This is a genomic window from Pseudoduganella sp. GW821-FHT11H04, assembly GCF_058807935.1.
On sequence record NZ_JBXARE010000004.1, the window covers coordinates 278482 to 298253 of the forward strand.

Here is a 19772-nt window from a genome sequence, read left to right on the forward strand (position 1 = left end):
AACTGTTCAGGCGGCTTCGGCCACGTCGGCTTTTGGTGCCTCTTCGTGGTGGCCGCGGCGCAGCCAGCGCTTGGCGCGCTTGCCGAAGTTGTCGAGGTAGGAGTACGCCACCGGCACCACCACCAGGGTCAGCAGGGTGGAGGTGATCACACCGCCAATCACTGCGCGTCCCATTGGGGCCTGGGTTTCGCCGCCTTCGCCGAGGCCGATCGCCATCGGCAGCATGCCGAAGATCATCGCCAAGGTCGTCATCAGGATTGGCCGCAGGCGCACCTGGCCGGCGGCCATGATGGCGTCGAACTGGTTCATGCCGTCGCGCTGTCCATGGTTGGTGAAGTCCACCAGGAGGATGGCGTTTTTGGTCACGAGGCCCATCAGCATGATCACGCCAATCACCGAGAATACGTTCAGCGTGGAACCCGTCGCCAGCAGCGCGACCAGCACGCCGATCAAAGACATCGGCAGCGATACCATGATCGCGATCGGCTGCAGGAAGCTGCCGAACTGCGATGCCAGCACGATGTAGATGAACACCACGGCGATGCCCAGCGCGGTGATCGCACCGCTCATGGTTTCCTGCATCTGTTGTGCGTTGCCTGCTACGTCGAAGCGCACGCCGTCCGGCAGCGTCATCGAGTCCATGGCTTTCTTCACGTCGGCATCCACGTCGCCGGCAGGGCGGCCTTCAGTGCCGGCGTAGATTGCTACGCGGCGTTGCAGGGCCTGGCGCTTCAGCACTTGCGGGCTGAAGCCGGGCACGAAGTCCACCACCTGGCGCAGCGGCACCATCAGCGGGTTGCCATCGGGGCCGATCTTGCTGGAGGTGAGCGACAGGTCGGCCAGGTCGGCGATGCGCTGGCGGCCCGATTTCGGCAGCTGTACGTTCACCTCATAGTTCTGGCCATCGGCCGCCAGCCAGTAGCTGGCCGTATCGCCCGCCACGAAAGGACGCATGGCGCTGCCGATCTGCTGCACGCTCAGCCCCAGGTCGCTGGCCAGCTCGTTGTTAATCTTGATCATGGTCGACGGGTTGGCGCCTTCCTGGCTGTATTCCAGGTCGGCCACGCCTTTGATCTTGCGCATCTTGGCCATCAGCGTTTTCGCGGTCTGATCCAGCTTGGCTTCGTCGGTGCCGAGGATGGCGATGAAGATCGGCTTCTGGCCCACCGACAGGGTGATGCCGGCAATGCGTTCGATGCGTTTGCGGATTGCGCCTTCGAGCTTTTGCTGCGATTGGCGGTGGGTCGTTTTGGCGTCGGTCAGCTTGATGCGGATGAAGGAGATGTGGCGGCCGGAAGGATCGCCGACGTTGGCGGTGATCGCATCCACCTCAGGGAATTCTTTCAGCGCCGCTTCCACTTGCCTTACCTTGGCGTCGTTGTATTCCAGGCTGGAGCCGACCGGCACTTTCAATTGCAGGACAATTTGGCCCTGGTCGGTTTCCGGGAACATCTCGCCGCCGATCATCGGCACCAGCATCAGGCTGCCGGCGAACAGGGCAAAGGCGGTGACCAGGGTCATCTTGCGCCAGCGCAGGGCGAAGGCCAGCACGATGGCATACAGCGCGTGCACTTTCTCCACGCCGTGTTCGACTTTTTCCATGATGCGGCCAAGCCACGGCAGGTATTTGAAGCGGTCCTTGACAGGGTCGTGCCATACCGACGACAGCATCGGGTCCAGCGTGAACGAAACGAACAGCGACACCAGCACGGCCATCGTCACCGTTACGCCGAACTGCAGGAAGAATCGGCCGATAATGCCGTTCATGAAGGCCACCGGCACGAACACGGCGACAATTGCGAAGGTGGTCGCCATGACGGCGATGCCGATTTCGTTGGTGCCGTCTTCCGCCGCCTTGCGGTGGTTCTTGCCGAAGCCGAGATGGCGCACGATGTTCTCGCGGACCACAATGGCATCGTCGATCAGCAAGCCAATACACAGCGACAGCGCCATCAGCGTCAAGAAGTTCAGCGTGAAGCCGAAAGCCTTCATGGCGATGAAGGAAGCCAGCACGGAGATTGGCAGAGTGAGGCCGGTGATGATGGTCGAGCGCCAAGAGTGCAGGAAGAAGAACACGATCACCATGGTCAGGATCGCGCCTTCGACGATGGTGCGCTTGACGTTATCGAGCTGCGCTTGCACGCGCTCGGACTGCGAATTCAGCACCTTGATCTTGATGTCTTCCGGCAGCGTCTTGCGCAGGTTCTCCACCACCTTGAGGATGCCGTTGCCGACTTCGACCACGTTCGCATCCTGCACCTTGGTGATATCCAGCGATACGGCGCTCTTGCCGTTGACGCGCGAGATCGACTGTTCTTCCGCTTCGCCGTCGATCACGTCCGCCACCTGGTCCAGGTAAACCGGGCCGTTGGCGCGGCGCGCCACGATGATCTTGTTGAACTCCGACGCCTCCTTCATCTTGCCTTCAACGCGCACCAGGGTCTCGGTGACGTCGGCGGACAGGCGGCCGGCGGGCAGGTTGGCGTTGGTGGTCTGGATGGCGCGCATCACTTCGTCCACGCCGACGCCTTGCGCACGCATGTCGGCAGGACGCAGGTTGACCAGCATCTGGCGCTTGGTGGTGCCGAATACGCGCACCTGGCCCACACCCGGTACGCCCTGGAAGCGCTTCGCCAAGATCTGGTCCGTCATGGTGGACAGTTCGCGCAGGCTGCGCTTATCCGAAGACAGCGACAGGCTGACGATAGGCTGGTCGTTCTCGCCTTCGGCACGGGCGATAAAAGGCTCCTTCGCTTCGCGCGGGAATTTCGGACGCACCAGCGAGATCTTGTCGCGCATGTCCTGCATCGCCTTGTCCATATTGGTGGACAGTTCGAATTCGACGTACACGCCGGCCTTGCCTTCCCACGAGTTGGCGCGGATGGTTTTGACACCGGACACGGTGTTGACGATGTCTTCGAGCGGACGCGTAATGTCGTTCTCCACCGCTTCCGGCGAAGCGCCCGGATACACCACCTCGATCGCGGCAAATGGGAACGAGACATTCGGCATGGATTCCACGCCGAGGCCCTTGTACGAGAAGATGCCGAGCACCATCAGCGCCACCATCACCATGGTGGCGAACACCGGCTGGCGGATCGAGATTTTTGTGATCCACATGGCTTAGCCCTTTGCCAGCATGGCTGGTTTGCCGGCAGGAGCTGCGGCCGGCGCCAGCTTCACTTTTGCGCCCGGCTTCACTCCTTCCAGTTTCGAAATGATCACATTGGCGCCGGCATCCAGGCCCGCGGTCACTTCGGCCATGCCCTGGTCTTCGCTGCGCAGGCCAATGCTGACCGGCTGCGAAACGATGACGCCTTCGGAAACCTTGTACACCACTTGCTTGCCTGCTTCTTCACGCAGCGCGGCCAGCGGCACCATCGGCGCCTCCTTGGTGCGCTCGGTGGTGATCTCACCCTTGGCGAACATGCCGCCGCGCAGCGCGCCGTCCTTATTCGGCACCGAGATATACACCAGCATGGCGCGCGAGCCGGCTTCAGTAGTCGGGTTGACGCGCGCCACCTTGCCGCTGAATTCGCGCTTGGCAAAACCATCGACGTGGAAGCTGACTTCCTGGCCGACTTTCACGCGCGGGATATCGGTGGTGGGCACTTGCGCCTCCAGCGTCAGCTCTTGCAGGCCGACGATGGTGTAGACGGGCATGTCAGGCGCGACTTTATCGCCCGCCTGAACATGACGTTTGGAGATGATCCCGCTGATCGGGGCGCGGATCACGCTGTCATTCAGCGCGATGCGGGCCAGGTCGACCATGGCGGAAGCAGATTTGACATTGGCATGCGCCAGCTCCACCGCGTTGGCCGTGGTGTCGAAGCTGGTTTGCGATATGAATTTTTGCGAGAGCAGCGCTTTGGCGTTGTACTCGTTCTTTTGCGCCATGGACAGCTTGGCCTGGGCTTCTTCCAGCATGGCTTGCTGCTGTGCCAGGCGGGCCTTCAGGTCAGCCTGATCGAGTCGGGCCAGAACCTGGCCTTCTTGCACGGTGACACCTTCACGCAGCGCCGCTTCCTGCACCTGTCCGGAAACCTTGGATTTGATCGTGGCCTGGCTGACTGGAGCTAGCGAACCGGACAGCGGCAGGCCCACGGCCAGCTGACGCGCACTGATCGGCGCCACGTCGGCGCTGGCCAGCTCCAGCACGGTCGCCTTGGCGGGCGCGGCCGCAGTTTTCAGCGCATCGGCCGGCTTGGCCTGCGATATCATGACAGTCCAGCCGCCGCCCGCCAGCCCCAGCACTACCAGGCCGATCAGGGGAAGGCGCCAGCGTTGAGGGGATTTCAGGTGCACGGGTTGTGGGCTCATTATGATCTCTTCGTCAATATTGTCCGCTGGCGCGGAATGCGATGGTGTCACTGTAGGTTTTAACAAGTCCAGCAGCCACGTGAATGCGATAAAGCGCAAAAACGGCGACATGAAATGCAAAAAGTGGGGATGGAGCTGCGCTTTAGCGCGCACCTTTGATGCAGCGCAATCGGCGCGCCGCCCGGGGTCGCAAAAAATGGGAACATGACTGCCGCAATGCCCCCGCTGCCCAACGCCTTGACTCCCGCCCACGCCGCGCTCGACCTGATCGCTCGTATGGTTGCGGCGCTTGAGTTGACGCCCCTGATTGCCGTCTGTAGTTTCGACCGGGACGGCGTCGTGCAATTCTGTAACCAGGCGTGTGCCGACATGCTCGGCAGCCAGGCCAGCGACGTGGTCGGCCGGCGCATGGTTCAGCTGCGTTCGCATGGCGAGCGCCAAGGTGAATACGATGCGTTGGTGGAAGAGATATGGCGCAATGGCCACGCGAGTCCGGCCGGCGACTGGCAAATACGAACGGGCGATGGGCGTGACCTGTGGCTGTATTCAACAAACATTCCTGTCTGGCACGATGGAGAGCTGGCACAAATCTTTTGCATGGAGATCGATATCACGCAGAGGCGGCGCGAGTTCGACGCCTTGCAGGCGGCCGGCGAGAATTTCCACCATCTGTTCGAGCGTTCCAGCGATGCCATCTTGCTGCTGCGCGACGGTGTGGTGGAGGAGGCCAACCCGGCCGCGGTGCGCCTGTTCAAGTGCGACGGGCCGGCACGGCTGCTGGGGCGCAGCTTGCACGACTTCTCGCCCATGCATCAGCCGTCCGGTGCGCTGTCTTCGGACGCGGAGGAAGTGATGGCGGGCACGGCGCGGCGCGACGGCACTGCGCGCAGCGAATGGCATTACGTCGATTGCGAAGGCGGTCTGCTCTGGGCGGAAGTGGTGCTGACCGCGGTTTCCCTTGACGGCAGCAATCTATATTACGCGGCGGTGCGCGATATTTCCGAACGCAAGCAAGCCGAACGCATGTTGCACCTGGCGGCGCAAGTGTTCGAAAACAGCCGCGACGCCATCGTATTGACCGATCGCGCGCGGCGCGTCATTGCCCTCAATCGTTCTTTCACCGAGATTACCGGCTTCAGCCCGCAGGAGATGCTGGGCAAGCCAGCCAGCCTGTTCCGTTCCGGCGTGCATGAGGAGTCGTTTTATCGCGAAGTGTGGGCGCAGGTGGACGCCAGCGACCACTGGGAAGGTGAATCTTGGGGACGGCGGCGCGACGGCGGCCTGTTTCCTTGCTGGACCAGTATCAGCGCCATCCGCGACAGTGCGGGCCGCGTCAGCAACTATATGGGCACCGTCACTGATATCACCGAGCGAAAGAAAAGCGAGGAGCATACGCGCCACCTGGCCGAGCACGACTTCCTGACCGACCTGCCGAACCGGGTCCTGCTGCTGGACCGGCTGCGTCTTGCCGTGGCAGCAGCACGCCGCAACCAGGGTTTGCTGGCGGTGCTGTTCGTGGACCTGGGCCGCTTCAAGATGGTGAACGATAACCTGGGACATGCGGTTGGCGACCGGCTCCTGAAAGAAGTCGCCAGCCGGTTGGTGCATTGCGTGCGCGAGGCGGACACGGTCAGCCGGCAAGGCGGGGATGAATTCATCATCCTGCTGCCGGATCTGGCCGGAGCAGCCGGTGCGGCGCATGCGGCGGAAACGGTGCTGCATGCGCTTGAGCAGGAATTCGTGCTGGGTGAACATATCGCGCATATATCCGGCTCGCTCGGCATCGCCATGTTTCCCGGCGACGGGGAAGAGATCGACGCCTTGCTCAAGCACGCGGACATTGCCATGTACCATGCCAAGCAGGAGGGGCGGAATGGCTACCGGTTCTTCAGCGGCGAAATGAATGCCCGTATCGTCGAGCGTTCCGGGTTGGAGCAGGGCCTGCGGCGGGCGCTGGCCGAGCAGCAGTTCGAATTGGCCTACGAGCCGGAAGTGGAAATTGCCAGCGGCACTGTGGTGGGGATGGAGGCGCTGTTGCGCTGGCGCCATCCCGAGCTGGGCCTGCTGCTGCCCGAGCGCTTTATCGACGTAGCGACCGAGGCGGGCATGATGGTCGCCATCGGCAATTGGGTGCTGCAGAAGTCTTGCCGCCAGGCGCGCGCATGGCAGCAAGATGGCCGCGAGCTGATTGTGTCGGTCAACTTGGCGCCGGCGCAGTTCGTGCATAAGGACCTTATCGATTGCCTGGGCGATACGCTGCGCTTGGCCGGGCTGCCGGCGCGGCTGCTGGAACTGAAGCTGACCGAAGCCATGCTGATGCAGGCCGGCGCGCAGGCCGAGTCCGTGCTGGAAAAGTTGCGCGCGCTTGGTGAGCGTCTTTCAGTAGATGATTTCGGCACCGGTTACTCCCGGCTCGGTCAGTTGAAGGACAGCCCGATCGACAAGCTGAAGATCGCGCAAGCCTTCTTCGGTAACGGCACTGACGCCACGGCCATCCGCACCATTATCGCCATGGCCCGCAGCCTGGACATGACCGTCATCGCCGAAGGCGTGGAAACAGAAGACCAGCTCCAGCTACTGCGCGAGCTGGGCTGCGACCAATACCAGGGCCATCTGGCGAGCAAATCCACCTAGCGCAGCCGCAGCCGCACCAGGACCTGGCCGTGGTCGGAGACTTCGGGGCGCTCCTGGCGCAAGTGGTCGTTGAAGTAGCTGACGTCCAGCACTTCACCAATGGCGCGCGGCGAGGCAGGGTTGAATTCTTCCGACACCAGCACGTGGTCGATGGTCGAATAGTGGCCTTCGTGGATGCTGGTGTAGGCCACGTGGCGCAAATGGTCCTGGCGCAGCTGGATCTGGTTGGCGTCGTACATGCGGCCGCGCCGTTCGTCGCCGGGCGGCATGCCGCCGCCGTTACCCAGCACGATGGTGGTGGTCACCGCATCGGCGGTATCGTTGAAATCCCCCAGCACGATGCAAGGACGGCGCGCCTCGCGCATCATCTTGCTAAGCAGGACGCGCAGGGCCACCGCTTCAGTGCCGCGCCACACCAGCGAACGCAGGCTGGCCATCGCCAGGTGCAACGGGTCTTCCGAAGTGTCGCCGCCGCGGTAATCGGGGCGGCGCGATTTTAAATGCACCACGATCACGTCGACCACCACCTCGTTGGGCAGCACCACCTGCGCGTGCAAGGGCGCGCGGGCGAAGCGGTCCGACTCCGGCACGCCGGAATCGGCCGGCACGCCTTCCGGGAAATTGGCATAGACTTCCGGCGCCGCAGCCAGGGGAAGGCGCGACACCAACGCCACATTGGGCGTCAGGCGGGCAGCATGGGGATCGGGATCGAATCCGGCATGCACCGCATCGCGGTACTTGCGGGTGCGCGACAGCACGTCGCGCAAAGCTTCTTGGGAGAAGATTTCCTGGAAGCCGATCACGTCGGCATCGAGCTGGTCCAGCTGCTGTGCAGTCCATTCGACCTTGGCCTCGTATTCCTGCTCCGTCAATGGCAACAGGTTGTCGTACAGTTTCGCCCCAGGCGGGGCAAGGTTGCAGACGTTGAAGGTGGCAAAGCGAATTTCTTGCTGCATAATGAGAAACTCCTCTCTGGCACTAGCGTATCACGGCATGGCAAAAAAAGAGCACATTTCCGAAACTCCCGCGACAGCTTTACTGCGTAAGCACAAAGTCGCATTTTCCGAACATCCATATGAGTACGAAGAGCATGGCGGCACCTCGGTCTCTTCGCGCGAACTCGGAGTCGACGAACACCATGTGGTGAAAACCCTGGTGATGCAGGACGAAGCGGCCAAGCCGCTGATCGTGCTGATGCACGGCGACTGCAAAGTCTCGACCAAAAACCTGGCCCGCAACATCGGCTGCAAATCCGTCGAACCCTGCAAGCCCGACGTGGCGCAGCGCCACTCCGGCTATATGGTGGGCGGCACTTCGCCGTTCGGCACCAAGAAAGCGATGCCGGTGTATGTGGAAGAAAGCGTGCTCGCACTGGAAACGATTTATATCAATGGCGGCCGACGCGGTTTCCTGATTGGCATCAAACCGGCGGTGCTGACCGAAGTGCTGGCCGCCAAGCCGGTGCAATGCGCCTTGCCGGATTGATAGAATTGCATTGCTTCTGGGCAGCCCGGGCTCGGCGCTATGGTGTATAGTCGCTGCCGCATATAAAAACAACGATTCCGTGGGGATTTATGACTTCTTTGCTTCTTATTATTGCTGCCTACCTGATCGGCTCGATTTCCTTCGCCGTGGTGGTGAGCAAGTTTTACGGCCTGGCCGACCCGCGCACTTATGGTTCCGGCAATCCCGGCGCCACCAATGTGCTGCGCAGCGGTAACAAAGGCGCGGCGATCTGGACCCTGGTTGGCGATGCCTTCAAAGGTTGGCTGGCTGTATTCCTGGTCGACCATTTCCAGCAGCAATTGGGCCTGGGCGCACAAGCCGACCAGATCATTGCCCTGGTGGCCGTGGCGGTCTTCGTCGGCCACCTGTGGCCGGTGTTCTTCAAATTTGTTGGCGGTAAAGGAGTGGCGACTGCACTGGGCGTGTTGTTGGCGCTGAACATCTGGCTCGGCCTGGCGACCCTGGTCACCTGGCTGGTGGTGGCGTATGCCTTCCGTTATTCTTCGCTGGCGGCCCTGATTGCCTCCGTATTTGCTCCGTTCTACTACGGCCTGTTGTTCGGCGCCGAGCCCCAATTGGCGGCTGTCCTGGTCATGAGCGGTTTGCTGTTTTGGCGCCATGCCAAAAATATTGCTAACCTTATTGCTGGCAAAGAAAGCCGTATCGGCAGCAAAGCCAAGAAAAAGGCCTAGATCATCATGACTACTACCCCGATCCGCATCGACTTCGTCTCCGACGTTTCCTGTCCCTGGTGTGCGATCGGGCTGAATAGCCTGGAAGTCGCGCTGTCCCGCCTTGGTGACAGCGTTCAGGCGCAAATTCACTTCCAGCCTTTCGAACTGAACCCGCACATGGTTCCGGAAGGGCAGGACATCACCGAGCATCTGCGCCAAAAATATGGCGCCAGCCCTGCCCAGCAAGAACAAACCCGTGAAATGATCCGCCAGCGCGGCGCCGACGTCGGTTTTGACTTCGGCGTAGGTATGCGTAGCCGAATTTACAACACTTTTGACGCCCACCGGTTGCTGCATTGGGCAGGCGAACACGGCAAGCAAAAAGAGCTGAAAAAGGCGCTATTTGACGCGTATTTCACGCGCGGACAAGACCCGAGCTCGCGCACCTTGCTAATTCAAGTGGCAGGAAAGGTCGGCTTGGACGAGGCCGAAGCAGTGCAAATGCTGTCATCTGGCCGCTACGCGCAGGAAGTTCGGGATATGGAACACTTCTATCACCGCAATGGAATTCAATCCGTACCTGCGGTGATTATTAATGAAACGCATCTGATTTCCGGCGGACAACCGCCAGAAGCCTTCGAGCGCGCGCTGCGGCAAATAGTAGCTTTAAAATAAACACTATTATCTTGCAAACAACCTTGTTACACTACAAAAAGTAACATGGGAGAGATGCATGACAGCCGCAGAAAAAAAGATAACAGTGCTGTACCCTCGCCCGGCGGACGACAATAGCCGCCTGGCAGCGCTGCACCGCTACGACGCCCTGGAGACGGCATCGGGCGAAGATTTCACCTTCCTCACCGAGCTGGCCGCCAAGGTTTGCGACGTTCCTTTCGCCTTCATCACCCTGGTCGACGCCGAGCGAGTGTTCGTCAAATCCTTCACGGGACTGGCAGTTGACTCGATGCCACGCGGCCAATGCTATTGCTCGCTGGCAGTGCTGGGCGACGACGCCACCGAGATCTGCGACCTCAGCAAGGATACCCGCACCGCCGGCATGCCCCTGACCATGGAAGCGCCGTTCATGCGCATGTACAGCAGCGTGCCCCTGACCACCAGCGACGGCTACGCCATCGGCACCCTGTGCGTGATGGATACCAAGGCAGGCTGCCTGTCTACGGCCCAACGCGAAATGCTGCGCAAACTGTCACGCCAGGTCATGGCCCTGCTCGAACTGAGGGCCAACGAAAAGGCACTGAAAGCCTCGATGGATGAGCTGGAAACGCTTGCTACCACCGACGAGCTGACGGGACTGCACAACCGCCGTTCCCTGATGAACCGCCTCAAGTTCGAAGTAGCGCGCACGCGCCGCTTCCGCACGCCGCTGTCGGCCGTGATGATCGACGTAGACCACTTCAAGAACATCAACGACGAGTTCGGCCACCTGGTCGGCGACGAAGTGCTGGCCGCCATCGGACGCCTGGTACGCGAGAACGTACGTGTAATAGACGTCGCCGGACGCTACGGTGGCGAAGAATTGTGTATCCTGTTGCCGAACACGCCGCTCGACGGAGCGCGCAAGTTCGCAGAGACGTTGCGGTCGAGGATAGAAGCCCAGGTGCACAGCGCCGGGGCGCGCACGGTGCAGGTGACGGCCAGCTTAGGCGTCGGCTCTTTCAACCACATGGACATCGACGATGCCGACATGCTGTTGAAGCAGGCCGATGACGCGCTGTACCGAGCCAAAGCCGATGGCCGCAACCGTGTAGAAGGTTGAACAGGACAGGAGTTTGCATGCCGAAGGCAATATGGAATGGCGCCGTCATCGCAGAGGCGGACAGCAGCGAAGTCGAGATCGTCGAGCACAATATTTACTTCCCGCCAGCGCGGGTCAACAAGGACTACCTGCAAGCGAGCCAGCACACCACACTGTGCCCGTGGAAGGGCGTCGCCAGCTATTACAACGTAGTGGTGGACGGCAAGGTCAACGCCAACGCCGCCTGGTACTACCCGGCCCCGAAAGAAGCCGCCAGCCAGATCAAAGACCGCATCGCCTTCTGGCACGGCGTCGAGGTCCAGCATTAATTGTTGAAAGTCGGGGTCAGGTCGAGCAATCGGACACGGGCTCAAGCGCGCAGCGCTTGAGCCCGTGTCCGATTGCTCGACCTGACCCCGACTTTCATGAAGCATGGATAACATTACTCATTCCGTTGTTGGCCTTGGCATTGGCGAGCTGATTCAGCGCTCGCTGCCGCCGGAAGCCGACCATGCGCGGCATAAGACGCGTCATCGTTTGCTGTTGACGGCTTGCGCTGTCGCCAGCAATTTCCCCGACCTCGATCTGCTCTTCACCCACCTTGCGCCGGCGCCGCTTGGTTACCTGCTGCATCATCGCGGACATACGCATACCTTGCTTTACCTGCTGCCGCAGGCTTTGTTGCTGCTGGCCTTGTTATGGGCGCTGTGGCCGAATGCGCGGGTGCTTCTGCGTGAAAGCAGGGCGGCGCGGCGCGGGCTGGGCAGCGCGCTGGCGGCGGGCTTCCTGCTGCACATCGGCATGGACTTCATGAACAACTATGGCGTCCATCCTTTCTACCCGTTCAGCGGGACCTGGTATTTCGGCGATATGGTCTTCATCATCGAGCCGGTGTTCTGGGTGGCCTTCGGTGTGCCGCTGGCGATGGCGCTGCCGTCGCGGCGCGGTAGGGTTGTCGTGCTGGCGGTGTTGCCGGTGGTGCTCTTGTACTTCACCATGCATGGCTACCTTGGCTGGACTTCCTTTGAAGCGCTGGTGACGCTTGGTGCGGCCGTGGCGGCGCTGCGCTTCATGCACATGCATAGCCGGCGTGCCTTGCTGCTGGCATCGGGCGTGGTGCTGGCGTATATCGGCGTGCAGGCGTCGGCTTCGAATAAGGCGCGTCAGGCGGTGACGGCCGCGCTGGTATTGCAAGACCCGCAGGCGCGGGTGCTGGATGTGGCGCTGACGGCTTTTCCTTCGCAGCCTTTGTGCTGGAGTTTCACTTCGATTGAATCGGACGGCAAGACTTACCTGCTGCGGCGCGGCCACTTGAGCCTTGCGCCTTCGCTGCTGCCGCCGCGCGAATGCCCGCCTGCACTGGCTGCCGATGCCGTGCGCGAAATGCCGGTCCAGGTGCCCGGTGTCCTGCTGTCCGACTCCTGGCAGGGCAGCATTGCGGCATTGCGTGAGCGCGCGGCCAGCGATTGCCAGTTATCCGCGTGGCTGCGCTTTGCGCGCATGCCGGCCGTGGGCAGCGCGGAAGCCACCGACCGGCGTTTCTCCGCCGGCTCGGGCGGCAACTTCACTACCTTGCCGCTTGCGGTGAAGCCTGCCTGCCCGTACGCCGTGCCGCAATGGGGCATGCCCCGCGCCGACCTGCTGGGCGGGGCGCCTGCGCCTTAAGCGGCTTGCCTGACCGGCTGCTCGAAGTCAGTTGACAGCGCGAGTTCCATCCAGTCCGACATTTCCTGCTCCACGGATTGGTTCTTTTCGCGAACGCGTGCGACGGTATCGCTGCCCAATTGCAGGCGTACCGGAGGCCGCGCGGCATCGGCCAGCTGAAGGAGGGCGATGGACAATTTTTCCGGATCGCCCGGCTGCTGATGGTTCATGCCGCCGGCAAAGGTGCGCATGGCGCCGACAGTGTCCTGATAGTCGCCGATGCGGGCGGCAGTCTCCACCAGCGAGCTGGGGTCAAGGAAGTCGGTGCGGAAGAAGCCAGGTTCAACCACCGTCACTCTGATGCCCAGCGGCGCAAGTTCGGCAGCCATCGCTTCACTTAAGCCTTCCACGGCGAACTTGGTCGAGCTGTAAACACCCCAGCCATGGTAGGCGCTGTAGCCGCCGACCGACGAGATATTCATGATATGGCCTCGGCCTTGTTTGCGCATTATTGGCAGCGCTGCACGGCTGACGTGCAGCAGCCCAAAGACATTGGTCTCGTAGATGCGGCGTACTTCGTCAGCGGACGTTTCTTCGACGGCGCCCAGAATGCCGTAGCCGGCATTATTCACCAGTACGTCGATGCGGCCGAATCGCTCCACTGCTTGCTGCATTGCGACGACGGCGGCGGCTTCCTTCGTTACGTCCAGTTGGAGCGCCAAGAGTTGCGGATGCGCGCCCAGGGCATCCGTGATGACTTGTGGGTTGCGCGCGGCGGCGACTACGGCGTCGCCGCGTGCCAGCGCGTCGCGTGCAATCAGGAGACCGAAGCCGCGGGAAGCGCCAGTGATGAACCAGACTTTGTTTGCCATGATGTACTCCTTGGAATAGGTGATTGGTAGGTGCATGGTAGGCATCCGCGAGCTGTTACACTAGATATGGCAAAGATGTTTGATTTTCATCCTGTGGTTGTAAATGGATAAAGCGCGCGTTATCTCACTTTTCATCGGCGTGGTGCATGCCGGCAGCTTCAGCCAAGCCGCTGTCGAGGCTGGCCTGTCCGCGCAGGCCGTCAGCAAAGCTATCCGGCTGCTCGAGGATGACCTCGGCGTGCGCCTGTTTCATCGCACTACGCGCAGCCTGAGCCTGACCGATGAAGGTCAGCGACTGTATGAGCTGGCTACTCCCGGCTTGCGCTTGCTGGACGAAGCGCTGGACCATGTGCGAAGCAGCCGTGAGGCGATGGATGGGGTGATTCGCATTACCGCGCCAACCTCGATCGGCACCATGGTGCTGGCGCCCTTGCTGGCCGACTTCCAGGCTATGCACCCTGGCACCCATTTCGACCTTCATCTTGAGGACCATTTCACCGACATGATCGAATCGAAGATCGATGTCGGTTTCCGCGCCGGAAACCCGCCGGAGCGTAACCTGGTGGCGCGCCGTTTGGGCAAGATCGCTTTGTACATCTGCGCCGCGCCCAGTTATTTGGAAAAGCACGGTGCACCGAGAACCGTGTCGGACTTACAGAAGCATCGCTGCACAGGCTTCCGCCAGCCCAACACCGGCCGCATCGTGCCTTGGGAGCTGCGTGGCGAGGGCGGCACTATCTACCAGGATGTGCCCTGCGTGGCCAGCTTCAACACCGCGGAGGCCGAGGTGGCAGCGGTGCGCGCCGGCGTCGGCATTGGTCAGCTTACCCTGTATTTGGTGGAGCGCGATCTCGCAGAAGGTAGGCTTGTGCACTTGTTGCCGCAGCATGTCACGTCAAATGCCGGCATTTACATGTACTATGCCCAGCGTAACCGCATGCCTATGCGTGTGCGGCACTTTATCGACTTCATGATGAAATATCCATGGACCGCCTTTACCTGATGACTGTTTACGTAGCCGTGGCTGAGGAGCAGGGCTTCGCGGCGGGGGCGCGCCGATTGGGGATGTCGCCGCCGGCCGTCACGCGCGCTGTGGCGGCGCTGGAGGAGCGACTGGGCGTCAAGCTCCTGGACCGAACCACGCGCCATGTTCGTGTGACCGAAGCTGGCCAGCGCTATCTGGACGATGCGCGCCGCATCATCGCGGAAGTCGATGAGGCCGACGATGCGGTCGCCGGCATCAACGCCGCGCCGCGCGGCCATTTGACCGTGACGGCGCCGGTGCTGTTTGGACGCCTGTATGTGGTGCCGGGTATTGTCGATTACCTGCAGCGCTATCCGGGAATGGACGTCTCGACTGTTTTCGTTGACCGTGTGACGAATCTGCTGGAAGAGGGGATCGATGTCGGCATCCGCATCGGCGAGCTGCCTGATTCGAGCATGCGCGCGGTGCCCGTCGGGAGCGTGCGGCGCATGATTATCGCTTCGCCCTCCTATATAGAGAAGCACGGCGCGCCGCGTACGCCGCAGGAACTGGAGCAGCACACCATCGTCGGCTCGTCCGGTTCCAGCGTGCCGCCGGATTGGCGCTTCCAGCACGGCGGCAGCACGCAATCGCTGCGGGTTAAGCCGCGCCTGGGCGTAAACAACAACGATTCGGCAATCGAGGCGGTGCGCAGCGGCTTTGGCATTGCGCGCCTGCTGTCCTACCAGGCTGCAGCCTTGCTCGATGCGGGCGAACTGGTGGAGGTGCTGCCGGACTATGCCACGCCGGCCGTGCCTATCCATATCATCCATCGCGACAGCCGCCAGGGCTCGACCCGCATCCGCAGCTTTGTGGACCTCATGGCCGAGCGTCTGCGCACCGATCCGAGGCTTCACCCGGTGCGTTAACGGCGCTAAGTTGGTGCGGCGCACAATCGCGGTGCCGGATTTTCACGTGTCTTACCCTTGAAAGCGGGGTGGCACGGCACTTGCAATATCCCCATTATTTACTCACGGGGATAGAGATGGATCATACGTTCAGCCTTACCCGCCGGCGCCTGTTGGCGGCCGGTGCTGCTACTGCCGTAACAGGGCTTGCGTCGCAAGGCGTATGGGCTGCAGGCTCCGACAAGCCGGAGAAAGAAGAAGTCAAAGTCGGCTTCATTCCCCTCACCGATTGCGCCTCGGTTGTGATGGCGTCGCTGCTCGGCTTCGATAAGAAGTACGGCATCAAGATCGTGTTGAGCAAGGAGGCTTCGTGGCCCGCTGTGCGCGACAAGCTGGTGAACGGTGAGCTCGACGCAGCCCATGTTCTATATGGCCTGGTTTATGGCGTGCATCTTGGCGCCGGCGGCCCGAAGAAAGACATGGCGGTGCTGATGAACCTCAATCACAACGGCCAGGCAATCACGCTGTCGAAAAAGCTTTCCGACAAGGGCGCGGTTGACGGCGCATCGCTGGCGAAACTGATGCGTACCGATCAGCGCGAATACACGTTCGCGCAAACCTTCCCGACCGGCACGCACGCGATGTGGCTGTATTACTGGCTCGCTTCCTACGGCATCGATCCGATGAAGGACGCGAAGATGATCACGGTTCCGCCGCCACAGATGGTGGCGAACATGCGGATCGGGAATATGGATGGCTATTGCGTCGGCGAGCCGTGGAACCACCGCGCGATTGTCGATGGCATCGGCATCACGGCCACCACGACGCAGGACATCTGGCGCGACCATCCTGAGAAAGTGCTGGGTACCAGCGCGGAGTGGGTGAAGAAGTATCCCAACACTGCACGTGCTCTCATTGCCGCGGTGCTGGAGGCGGGGCGCTGGATCGATGCGTCTTTGTCCAATAAGGTGAAGATGGCCGAGGCCATTGCCGATAAATCCTATGTCAATACGACGGTGGACGTGATCGGCCAGCGCATCATGGGCCGCTACCAGAACGGCCTGGGCAAAACCTGGGACGATCCTAACTATATGAAGTTCTTCAATGACGGCTCGGTGAACTTCCCTTACCTGAGCGACGGCATGTGGTTCCTCACGCAGCAGAAGCGCTGGGGCTTGCTGAAGGCGGAGCCGGACTACCTTGCCGTCGCCACGCAAATTAACCAGATCGACGTCTACAAGGATGCGGCGAACATGGCGAAGGTGAGCGTACCCAAGTCGCCGCTGCGCAGCGTGAAGATGGTCGATGGGACGGTCTGGGATGGCAAGAATCCCAAGGCCTACGCCGATTCGTTCAAGATCAAAGCGTGAAGGGAGGGCGTATGAGTGCTGTGTATGGGACGGCGCATGGAGCGCTGGTCGCGCGCGATGCAGCTCGCGAATCGGCCGCCGCCGCGCTGGCTGCGGCCGGCGTGGGCAGGTCTGCCGAATCGGTTGGCTCGGCGGCCGGCGTGGGGGCCACTAAGGTGGCGCAGGCGGAGGGGCAGGCCGCCCCGCACCTGCCGGGAAGGCCGACACGCCGCGCGCGGCTGGCGGCAAAAGGCATACGCTTGGCGCCGGAAGGCGGCATGCTGCGGCCTATCGTCATGAAGGTGCTGCCGCCGCTGTTAGGGCTCACCTTGCTGGTGCTGGCATGGCAAGTACTGGCGCTGCGCAATCCTGGCTTCCCGACGCCGCTGGAGACTTGGCATGAAGCGCTGAAACTGTTCGCCGATCCGTTTTATCGCAAGGGACCGAACGACCAGGGCATAGGCTGGAATATCCTGGCTTCGCTGCGCCGGGTGGCGCTGGGCTTCGGCCTGGCTGCGCTGGTCGGCATTCCGCTCGGTTTCCTGATTGGCCGGTTCAGTTTTGTGTACGGCATGTGCAGCCCCTTAATCAGCTTGCTGAAACCCGTGTCGCCGCTGGCCTGGCTGCCGATTGGCCTGCTGGTATTCAAGGCCGCCGACCCTGCCGCGATCTGGGCCATTTTCATCTGCTCGATCTGGCCGATGATCGTCAACACCGCTGTCGGCGTGCAGCGCGTGCCGCAGGACTACCTGAATGTGGCGCGCGTGCTGGACCTGTCCGAATGGAAGGTGGTGACCAAGATCCTGTTGCCATCGGTGCTGCCTTATATGCTCACCGGCGTGCGCCTCGCCATTGGTACCGCGTGGCTGGTGATCGTCGCCGCGGAAATGCTGACGGGCGGCGTGGGCATCGGCTTCTGGGTGTGGGACGAATGGAACAATATGAACGTGCCGCACATCCTGATTGCGATTGGCGTGATCGGCGTGGTTGGCCTGCTGCTGGAACTGGCGCTGGTGGCGCTGGCAAAAGCCTTCAGCTATGAGGAGAAATGAGATGACGTCGAAATTCATCGATATCAGCAAGGTCGATATGCGCTTCGGCCAGTTCCATGCGCTGAGCGACATCAACCTGGCCGTGGAGCAGGGCGAGTTCATTACGCTGATCGGGCATTCGGGCTGCGGCAAGTCCACCTTGCTTAACCTGATTGCGGGCCTGACGCTTCCGAGCAGCGGCGTGTTGGTTTGCAGCGGCCGCGAGATCGCCGGCCCAGCGCCGGAGCGCGCCGTGGTGTTCCAGAACCATTCGCTGCTGCCCTGGCTCACCTGCTTCGAAAACATCCTGCTCGCAGTGGAGCGCGTGTTCGACGCCAAGGAGACTCGCGCCCAACTCGAAGAGCGCACCTGGAAAGCGCTCGAACTGGTCGGGCTGGCGGCGGCGGGCGGCAAGCGCCCTAATGAAATCTCCGGCGGGATGAAGCAGCGCGTCGGCATCGCCCGCGCGCTGTCGATGGAGCCCAAGGTCCTGCTGATGGACGAACCGTTCGGCGCACTCGATGCACTGACGCGCGCCCACCTTCAGGATGAGTTGATGCGCATCGTCGCCGCGACCGGCGCCACGGTCGTCATGGTGACGCACGACGTGGACGAGGCAGTTTTGTTGTCGGATCGCATCATTATGATGAGCAATGGCCCGGCCGCAACAATCGGCGATATCGTGAAGGTTCGTCTGGACCGTCCACGCGACCGTTTAGCTCTGGCGCAGGACCCGCTCTACCTTGACTACCGGACAAGTGTGTTGGAATTCCTCTATCAGAGGCAAGGCCGTCCGGCACAACGATTTGCTGCATAGCAATGTACAAAAGTGTGGCAGCGGTTCTGCTCTGCTGCTACATTTGTGGTCTATACAAATGGAGAATTGTGATGAACACCGAAGTAATGCAGCAGAAAGTTGGCAAAGAGGCAAAGCAAGAAGACAAGCCAAACCGTCACGAATTCGCGCGCCAGCAAGTGAGCCACAAGGGCTTGCGTACGACCGGCATCGCAGCCGGCTTGCTGGCCCTGGTGGGCCTGAGCGCCTGGCTGCTGGTTTAATCAGATGTCCCGCAGTTCGTCCAGCGGCCAACGCGGACGGACATTGAAGGAATAATTCCGCTGCGCCGCCTGCGGATTGATCTGCAGACGCATGGCGCCGGCGAAGGCAATCATTGCCCCGTTATCGGTGCAGAATTCCAGCTCGGGATAGTAGACCTTAAAGTGTTTCTTCTTCGCTGCCGCGTTCAGTGAAGCACGCAACTGCGCGTTCGCGCCCACGCCACCTGCGATCACCAGCCGTTTCAAGCCGGTCTGCTTGAGGGCGGACAGGCATTTGGCCGTCAGCACATCCACAATCGCATCCACGAAACCGCGCGCAATATTCGCCTTGTCCTGCTCGCAGACATTGGCGGCGCCGCCGTTATTGTTCACCACCGTCAGCACCGCTGTTTTCAGGCCGGAGAAGGAGAACATCAGATCCTTCGAGTGCAGCATGGGGCGCGGCAGCTTGTAGGCTTCCGGATCGCCGAACTCGGCCATGCGGGAGATGGCAGGGCCGCCCGGGTAGCCCAGGCCGAGCAGTTTGGCGGATTTGTCGAAGGCTTCACCTGCCGCATCGTCGAGGGTCTCGCCCAGCAGCTCGTACTGGCCGACGCCGTCCACTCGCATCAGCTGCGTGTGACCGCCTGATACCAGCAGTGCCACGAAGGGGAATTCCGGCGGCTCGCTCGCGAGCAGTGGCGAGAGCAGATGGCCTTCCAGATGGTGCACGCCCAGCACCGGCTTATCCAGCGCCATGCCCAGCGAGCAGGCGATGGCCGAGCCGACCAGCAGGGCGCCGGCCAGGCCGGGACCTTGCGTGTAGGCGATGGCATCGATCGCGCTGGCAGGCATGTTGGCCTTGGCCAGTGCTTGTTCCAACAGCGGGATCGCGCGGCGGATATGGTCGCGCGAAGCCAGTTCCGGCACGACGCCGCCGTATTCCTCGTGCATAGCGACCTGCGAATGCAGGGCGTGCGACAGCAGGCCGCGCTGCGTGTCATACAGGGCCAGGCCGGTTTCGTCACAAGAGGATTCGACGCCGAGAACGATCATTGGAATGCTTAAAGTTGAAA

18 protein-coding genes are annotated in these 19772 nt (G+C 61.6%); 13 read left to right on the top strand and 5 right to left on the bottom strand.

Going from position 1 to position 19772, the window contains the following annotated elements; all coding sequences use genetic code 11:
• Nucleotides 1-6: 6 nt before the first annotated feature.
• Nucleotides 7-3120, bottom strand: a complete 3114-nt coding sequence (locus AC1RTP_RS11505; protein ID WP_498607602.1) for an efflux RND transporter permease subunit — start codon at nucleotides 3118-3120, stop codon at nucleotides 7-9.
• 3 nt (nucleotides 3121-3123) lie between these two features.
• Nucleotides 3124-4320: an efflux RND transporter periplasmic adaptor subunit gene (locus AC1RTP_RS11510; protein ID WP_498607603.1), complete on the bottom strand. Its 1197-nt coding sequence runs from the start codon at nucleotides 4318-4320 to the stop codon at nucleotides 3124-3126.
• Nucleotides 4321-4524: 204 nt separating this feature from the next.
• Between AC1RTP_RS11510 and AC1RTP_RS11515 the strand changes: the two genes are divergently transcribed.
• Nucleotides 4525-6954: a sensor domain-containing protein gene (locus tag AC1RTP_RS11515; RefSeq protein WP_498607605.1), complete on the top strand. Its 2430-nt coding sequence runs from the start codon at nucleotides 4525-4527 to the stop codon at nucleotides 6952-6954.
• On the opposite strand, the gene AC1RTP_RS11520 is transcribed toward AC1RTP_RS11515, so the two are convergent.
• Nucleotides 6951-7910 carry an endonuclease/exonuclease/phosphatase family protein gene (locus tag AC1RTP_RS11520; RefSeq protein WP_498607606.1) on the bottom strand — a complete coding sequence of 320 codons (960 nt, stop codon included), beginning with the start codon at nucleotides 7908-7910 and terminating at the stop codon, nucleotides 6951-6953. The genes AC1RTP_RS11515 and AC1RTP_RS11520 overlap by 4 nt on opposite strands.
• Before the next feature lie 37 nt (nucleotides 7911-7947).
• Between AC1RTP_RS11520 and ybaK the strand changes: the two genes are divergently transcribed.
• The 6 genes from ybaK to AC1RTP_RS11550 all read left to right on the top strand — a co-directional run bounded on the left by ybaK (nucleotide 7948) and on the right by AC1RTP_RS11550 (nucleotide 12555).
• Nucleotides 7948-8439 carry a Cys-tRNA(Pro) deacylase gene (ybaK, locus tag AC1RTP_RS11525; protein WP_498607608.1) on the top strand — a complete coding sequence of 164 codons (492 nt, stop codon included), beginning with the start codon at nucleotides 7948-7950 and terminating at the stop codon, nucleotides 8437-8439.
• 89 nt (nucleotides 8440-8528) lie between these two features.
• On the top strand, nucleotides 8529-9152 hold the full coding sequence (gene plsY / locus AC1RTP_RS11530) for a glycerol-3-phosphate 1-O-acyltransferase PlsY (protein ID WP_498607610.1): 624 nt from the start codon (nucleotides 8529-8531) through the stop codon (nucleotides 9150-9152).
• A 6-nt stretch (nucleotides 9153-9158) separates the two neighbouring features.
• Nucleotides 9159-9809 (top strand): DsbA family oxidoreductase, encoded by a 651-nt coding sequence (locus tag AC1RTP_RS11535; protein ID WP_498607612.1) that lies wholly within the window; start codon nucleotides 9159-9161, stop codon nucleotides 9807-9809.
• 58 nt (nucleotides 9810-9867) lie between these two features.
• Entirely contained in the window at nucleotides 9868-10911 is a 1044-nt protein-coding gene (locus tag AC1RTP_RS11540) for a sensor domain-containing diguanylate cyclase (RefSeq protein ID WP_498607614.1), read from the top strand.
• A gap of 17 nt (nucleotides 10912-10928) precedes the next feature.
• Nucleotides 10929-11219, top strand: coding sequence for a DUF427 domain-containing protein (locus tag AC1RTP_RS11545; protein ID WP_498607616.1), 291 nt, complete (start codon nucleotides 10929-10931; stop codon nucleotides 11217-11219).
• Between the two features lie 103 nt (nucleotides 11220-11322).
• Nucleotides 11323-12555 (top strand): metal-dependent hydrolase, encoded by a 1233-nt coding sequence (locus tag AC1RTP_RS11550; RefSeq protein ID WP_498607617.1) that lies wholly within the window; start codon nucleotides 11323-11325, stop codon nucleotides 12553-12555.
• Here the strand turns inward: AC1RTP_RS11550 and AC1RTP_RS11555 are convergent.
• Complete coding sequence (locus AC1RTP_RS11555; RefSeq protein ID WP_498607619.1) at nucleotides 12552-13406, bottom strand: oxidoreductase; 855 nt, start codon at nucleotides 13404-13406, stop codon at nucleotides 12552-12554. The two genes, AC1RTP_RS11550 and AC1RTP_RS11555, sit on opposite strands and share 4 nt — an antisense overlap.
• 103 nt (nucleotides 13407-13509) lie before the next feature.
• Between AC1RTP_RS11555 and AC1RTP_RS11560 the strand changes: the two genes are divergently transcribed.
• The 6 genes from AC1RTP_RS11560 to AC1RTP_RS11585 all read left to right on the top strand — a co-directional run bounded on the left by AC1RTP_RS11560 (nucleotide 13510) and on the right by AC1RTP_RS11585 (nucleotide 18717).
• Nucleotides 13510-14409 (top strand): LysR family transcriptional regulator, encoded by a 900-nt coding sequence (locus AC1RTP_RS11560; protein WP_498607620.1) that lies wholly within the window; start codon nucleotides 13510-13512, stop codon nucleotides 14407-14409.
• A complete protein-coding gene (locus AC1RTP_RS11565) occupies nucleotides 14391-15299 on the top strand; it encodes a LysR family transcriptional regulator (RefSeq protein WP_498607622.1) in 909 nt (302 codons plus the stop codon). Before AC1RTP_RS11560 ends, AC1RTP_RS11565 begins: the two co-directional genes overlap by 19 nt.
• A 116-nt stretch (nucleotides 15300-15415) precedes the next feature.
• Nucleotides 15416-16648, top strand: a complete 1233-nt coding sequence (locus tag AC1RTP_RS11570) for a CmpA/NrtA family ABC transporter substrate-binding protein (RefSeq protein WP_498607624.1) — start codon at nucleotides 15416-15418, stop codon at nucleotides 16646-16648.
• An 11-nt stretch (nucleotides 16649-16659) separates the two neighbouring features.
• On the top strand, nucleotides 16660-17679 hold the full coding sequence (gene ntrB, locus AC1RTP_RS11575; RefSeq protein ID WP_498607626.1) for a nitrate ABC transporter permease: 1020 nt from the start codon (nucleotides 16660-16662) through the stop codon (nucleotides 17677-17679).
• Between the two features lies 1 nt (nucleotide 17680).
• Nucleotides 17681-18475: an ABC transporter ATP-binding protein gene (locus AC1RTP_RS11580; protein WP_498607627.1), complete on the top strand. Its 795-nt coding sequence runs from the start codon at nucleotides 17681-17683 to the stop codon at nucleotides 18473-18475.
• Nucleotides 18476-18546: 71 nt separating this feature from the next.
• Nucleotides 18547-18717, top strand: coding sequence for a hypothetical protein (locus AC1RTP_RS11585; RefSeq protein WP_498607629.1), 171 nt, complete (start codon nucleotides 18547-18549; stop codon nucleotides 18715-18717).
• Here AC1RTP_RS11585 and tsaD read toward each other — a convergent pair whose 3' ends face one another.
• The gene (gene tsaD / locus AC1RTP_RS11590) at nucleotides 18718-19752 is read right to left on the bottom strand and encodes a tRNA (adenosine(37)-N6)-threonylcarbamoyltransferase complex transferase subunit TsaD (protein ID WP_498607631.1); all 1035 of its coding nucleotides are present in this window, start codon (nucleotides 19750-19752) and stop codon (nucleotides 18718-18720) included.
• Nucleotides 19753-19772: the final 20 nt, after the last annotated feature.

Bases quoted from the DNA above. Each gene is read 5' to 3' on its own strand.
- AC1RTP_RS11505 (WP_498607602.1), bottom strand. From the start codon at position 3,120: ATGTGGATCACAAAAATCTCGATCCGCCAGCCGGTGTTCGCCACCATG.
- AC1RTP_RS11510 (WP_498607603.1), bottom strand. From the start codon at position 4,320: ATGAGCCCACAACCCGTGCACCTGAAATCCCCTCAACGCTGGCGCCTT.
- AC1RTP_RS11515 (WP_498607605.1), top strand. From the start codon at position 4,525: ATGACTGCCGCAATGCCCCCGCTGCCCAACGCCTTGACTCCCGCCCAC.
- AC1RTP_RS11520 (WP_498607606.1), bottom strand. From the start codon at position 7,910: ATGCAGCAAGAAATTCGCTTTGCCACCTTCAACGTCTGCAACCTTGCC.
- ybaK (WP_498607608.1), top strand. From the start codon at position 7,948: ATGGCAAAAAAAGAGCACATTTCCGAAACTCCCGCGACAGCTTTACTG.
- plsY (WP_498607610.1), top strand. From the start codon at position 8,529: ATGACTTCTTTGCTTCTTATTATTGCTGCCTACCTGATCGGCTCGATT.
- AC1RTP_RS11535 (WP_498607612.1), top strand. From the start codon at position 9,159: ATGACTACTACCCCGATCCGCATCGACTTCGTCTCCGACGTTTCCTGT.
- AC1RTP_RS11540 (WP_498607614.1), top strand. From the start codon at position 9,868: ATGACAGCCGCAGAAAAAAAGATAACAGTGCTGTACCCTCGCCCGGCG.
- AC1RTP_RS11545 (WP_498607616.1), top strand. From the start codon at position 10,929: ATGCCGAAGGCAATATGGAATGGCGCCGTCATCGCAGAGGCGGACAGC.
- AC1RTP_RS11550 (WP_498607617.1), top strand. From the start codon at position 11,323: ATGGATAACATTACTCATTCCGTTGTTGGCCTTGGCATTGGCGAGCTG.
- AC1RTP_RS11555 (WP_498607619.1), bottom strand. From the start codon at position 13,406: ATGGCAAACAAAGTCTGGTTCATCACTGGCGCTTCCCGCGGCTTCGGT.
- AC1RTP_RS11560 (WP_498607620.1), top strand. From the start codon at position 13,510: ATGGATAAAGCGCGCGTTATCTCACTTTTCATCGGCGTGGTGCATGCC.
- AC1RTP_RS11565 (WP_498607622.1), top strand. From the start codon at position 14,391: ATGGACCGCCTTTACCTGATGACTGTTTACGTAGCCGTGGCTGAGGAG.
- AC1RTP_RS11570 (WP_498607624.1), top strand. From the start codon at position 15,416: ATGGATCATACGTTCAGCCTTACCCGCCGGCGCCTGTTGGCGGCCGGT.
- ntrB (WP_498607626.1), top strand. From the start codon at position 16,660: ATGAGTGCTGTGTATGGGACGGCGCATGGAGCGCTGGTCGCGCGCGAT.
- AC1RTP_RS11580 (WP_498607627.1), top strand. From the start codon at position 17,681: ATGACGTCGAAATTCATCGATATCAGCAAGGTCGATATGCGCTTCGGC.
- AC1RTP_RS11585 (WP_498607629.1), top strand. From the start codon at position 18,547: ATGAACACCGAAGTAATGCAGCAGAAAGTTGGCAAAGAGGCAAAGCAA.
- tsaD (WP_498607631.1), bottom strand. From the start codon at position 19,752: ATGATCGTTCTCGGCGTCGAATCCTCTTGTGACGAAACCGGCCTGGCC.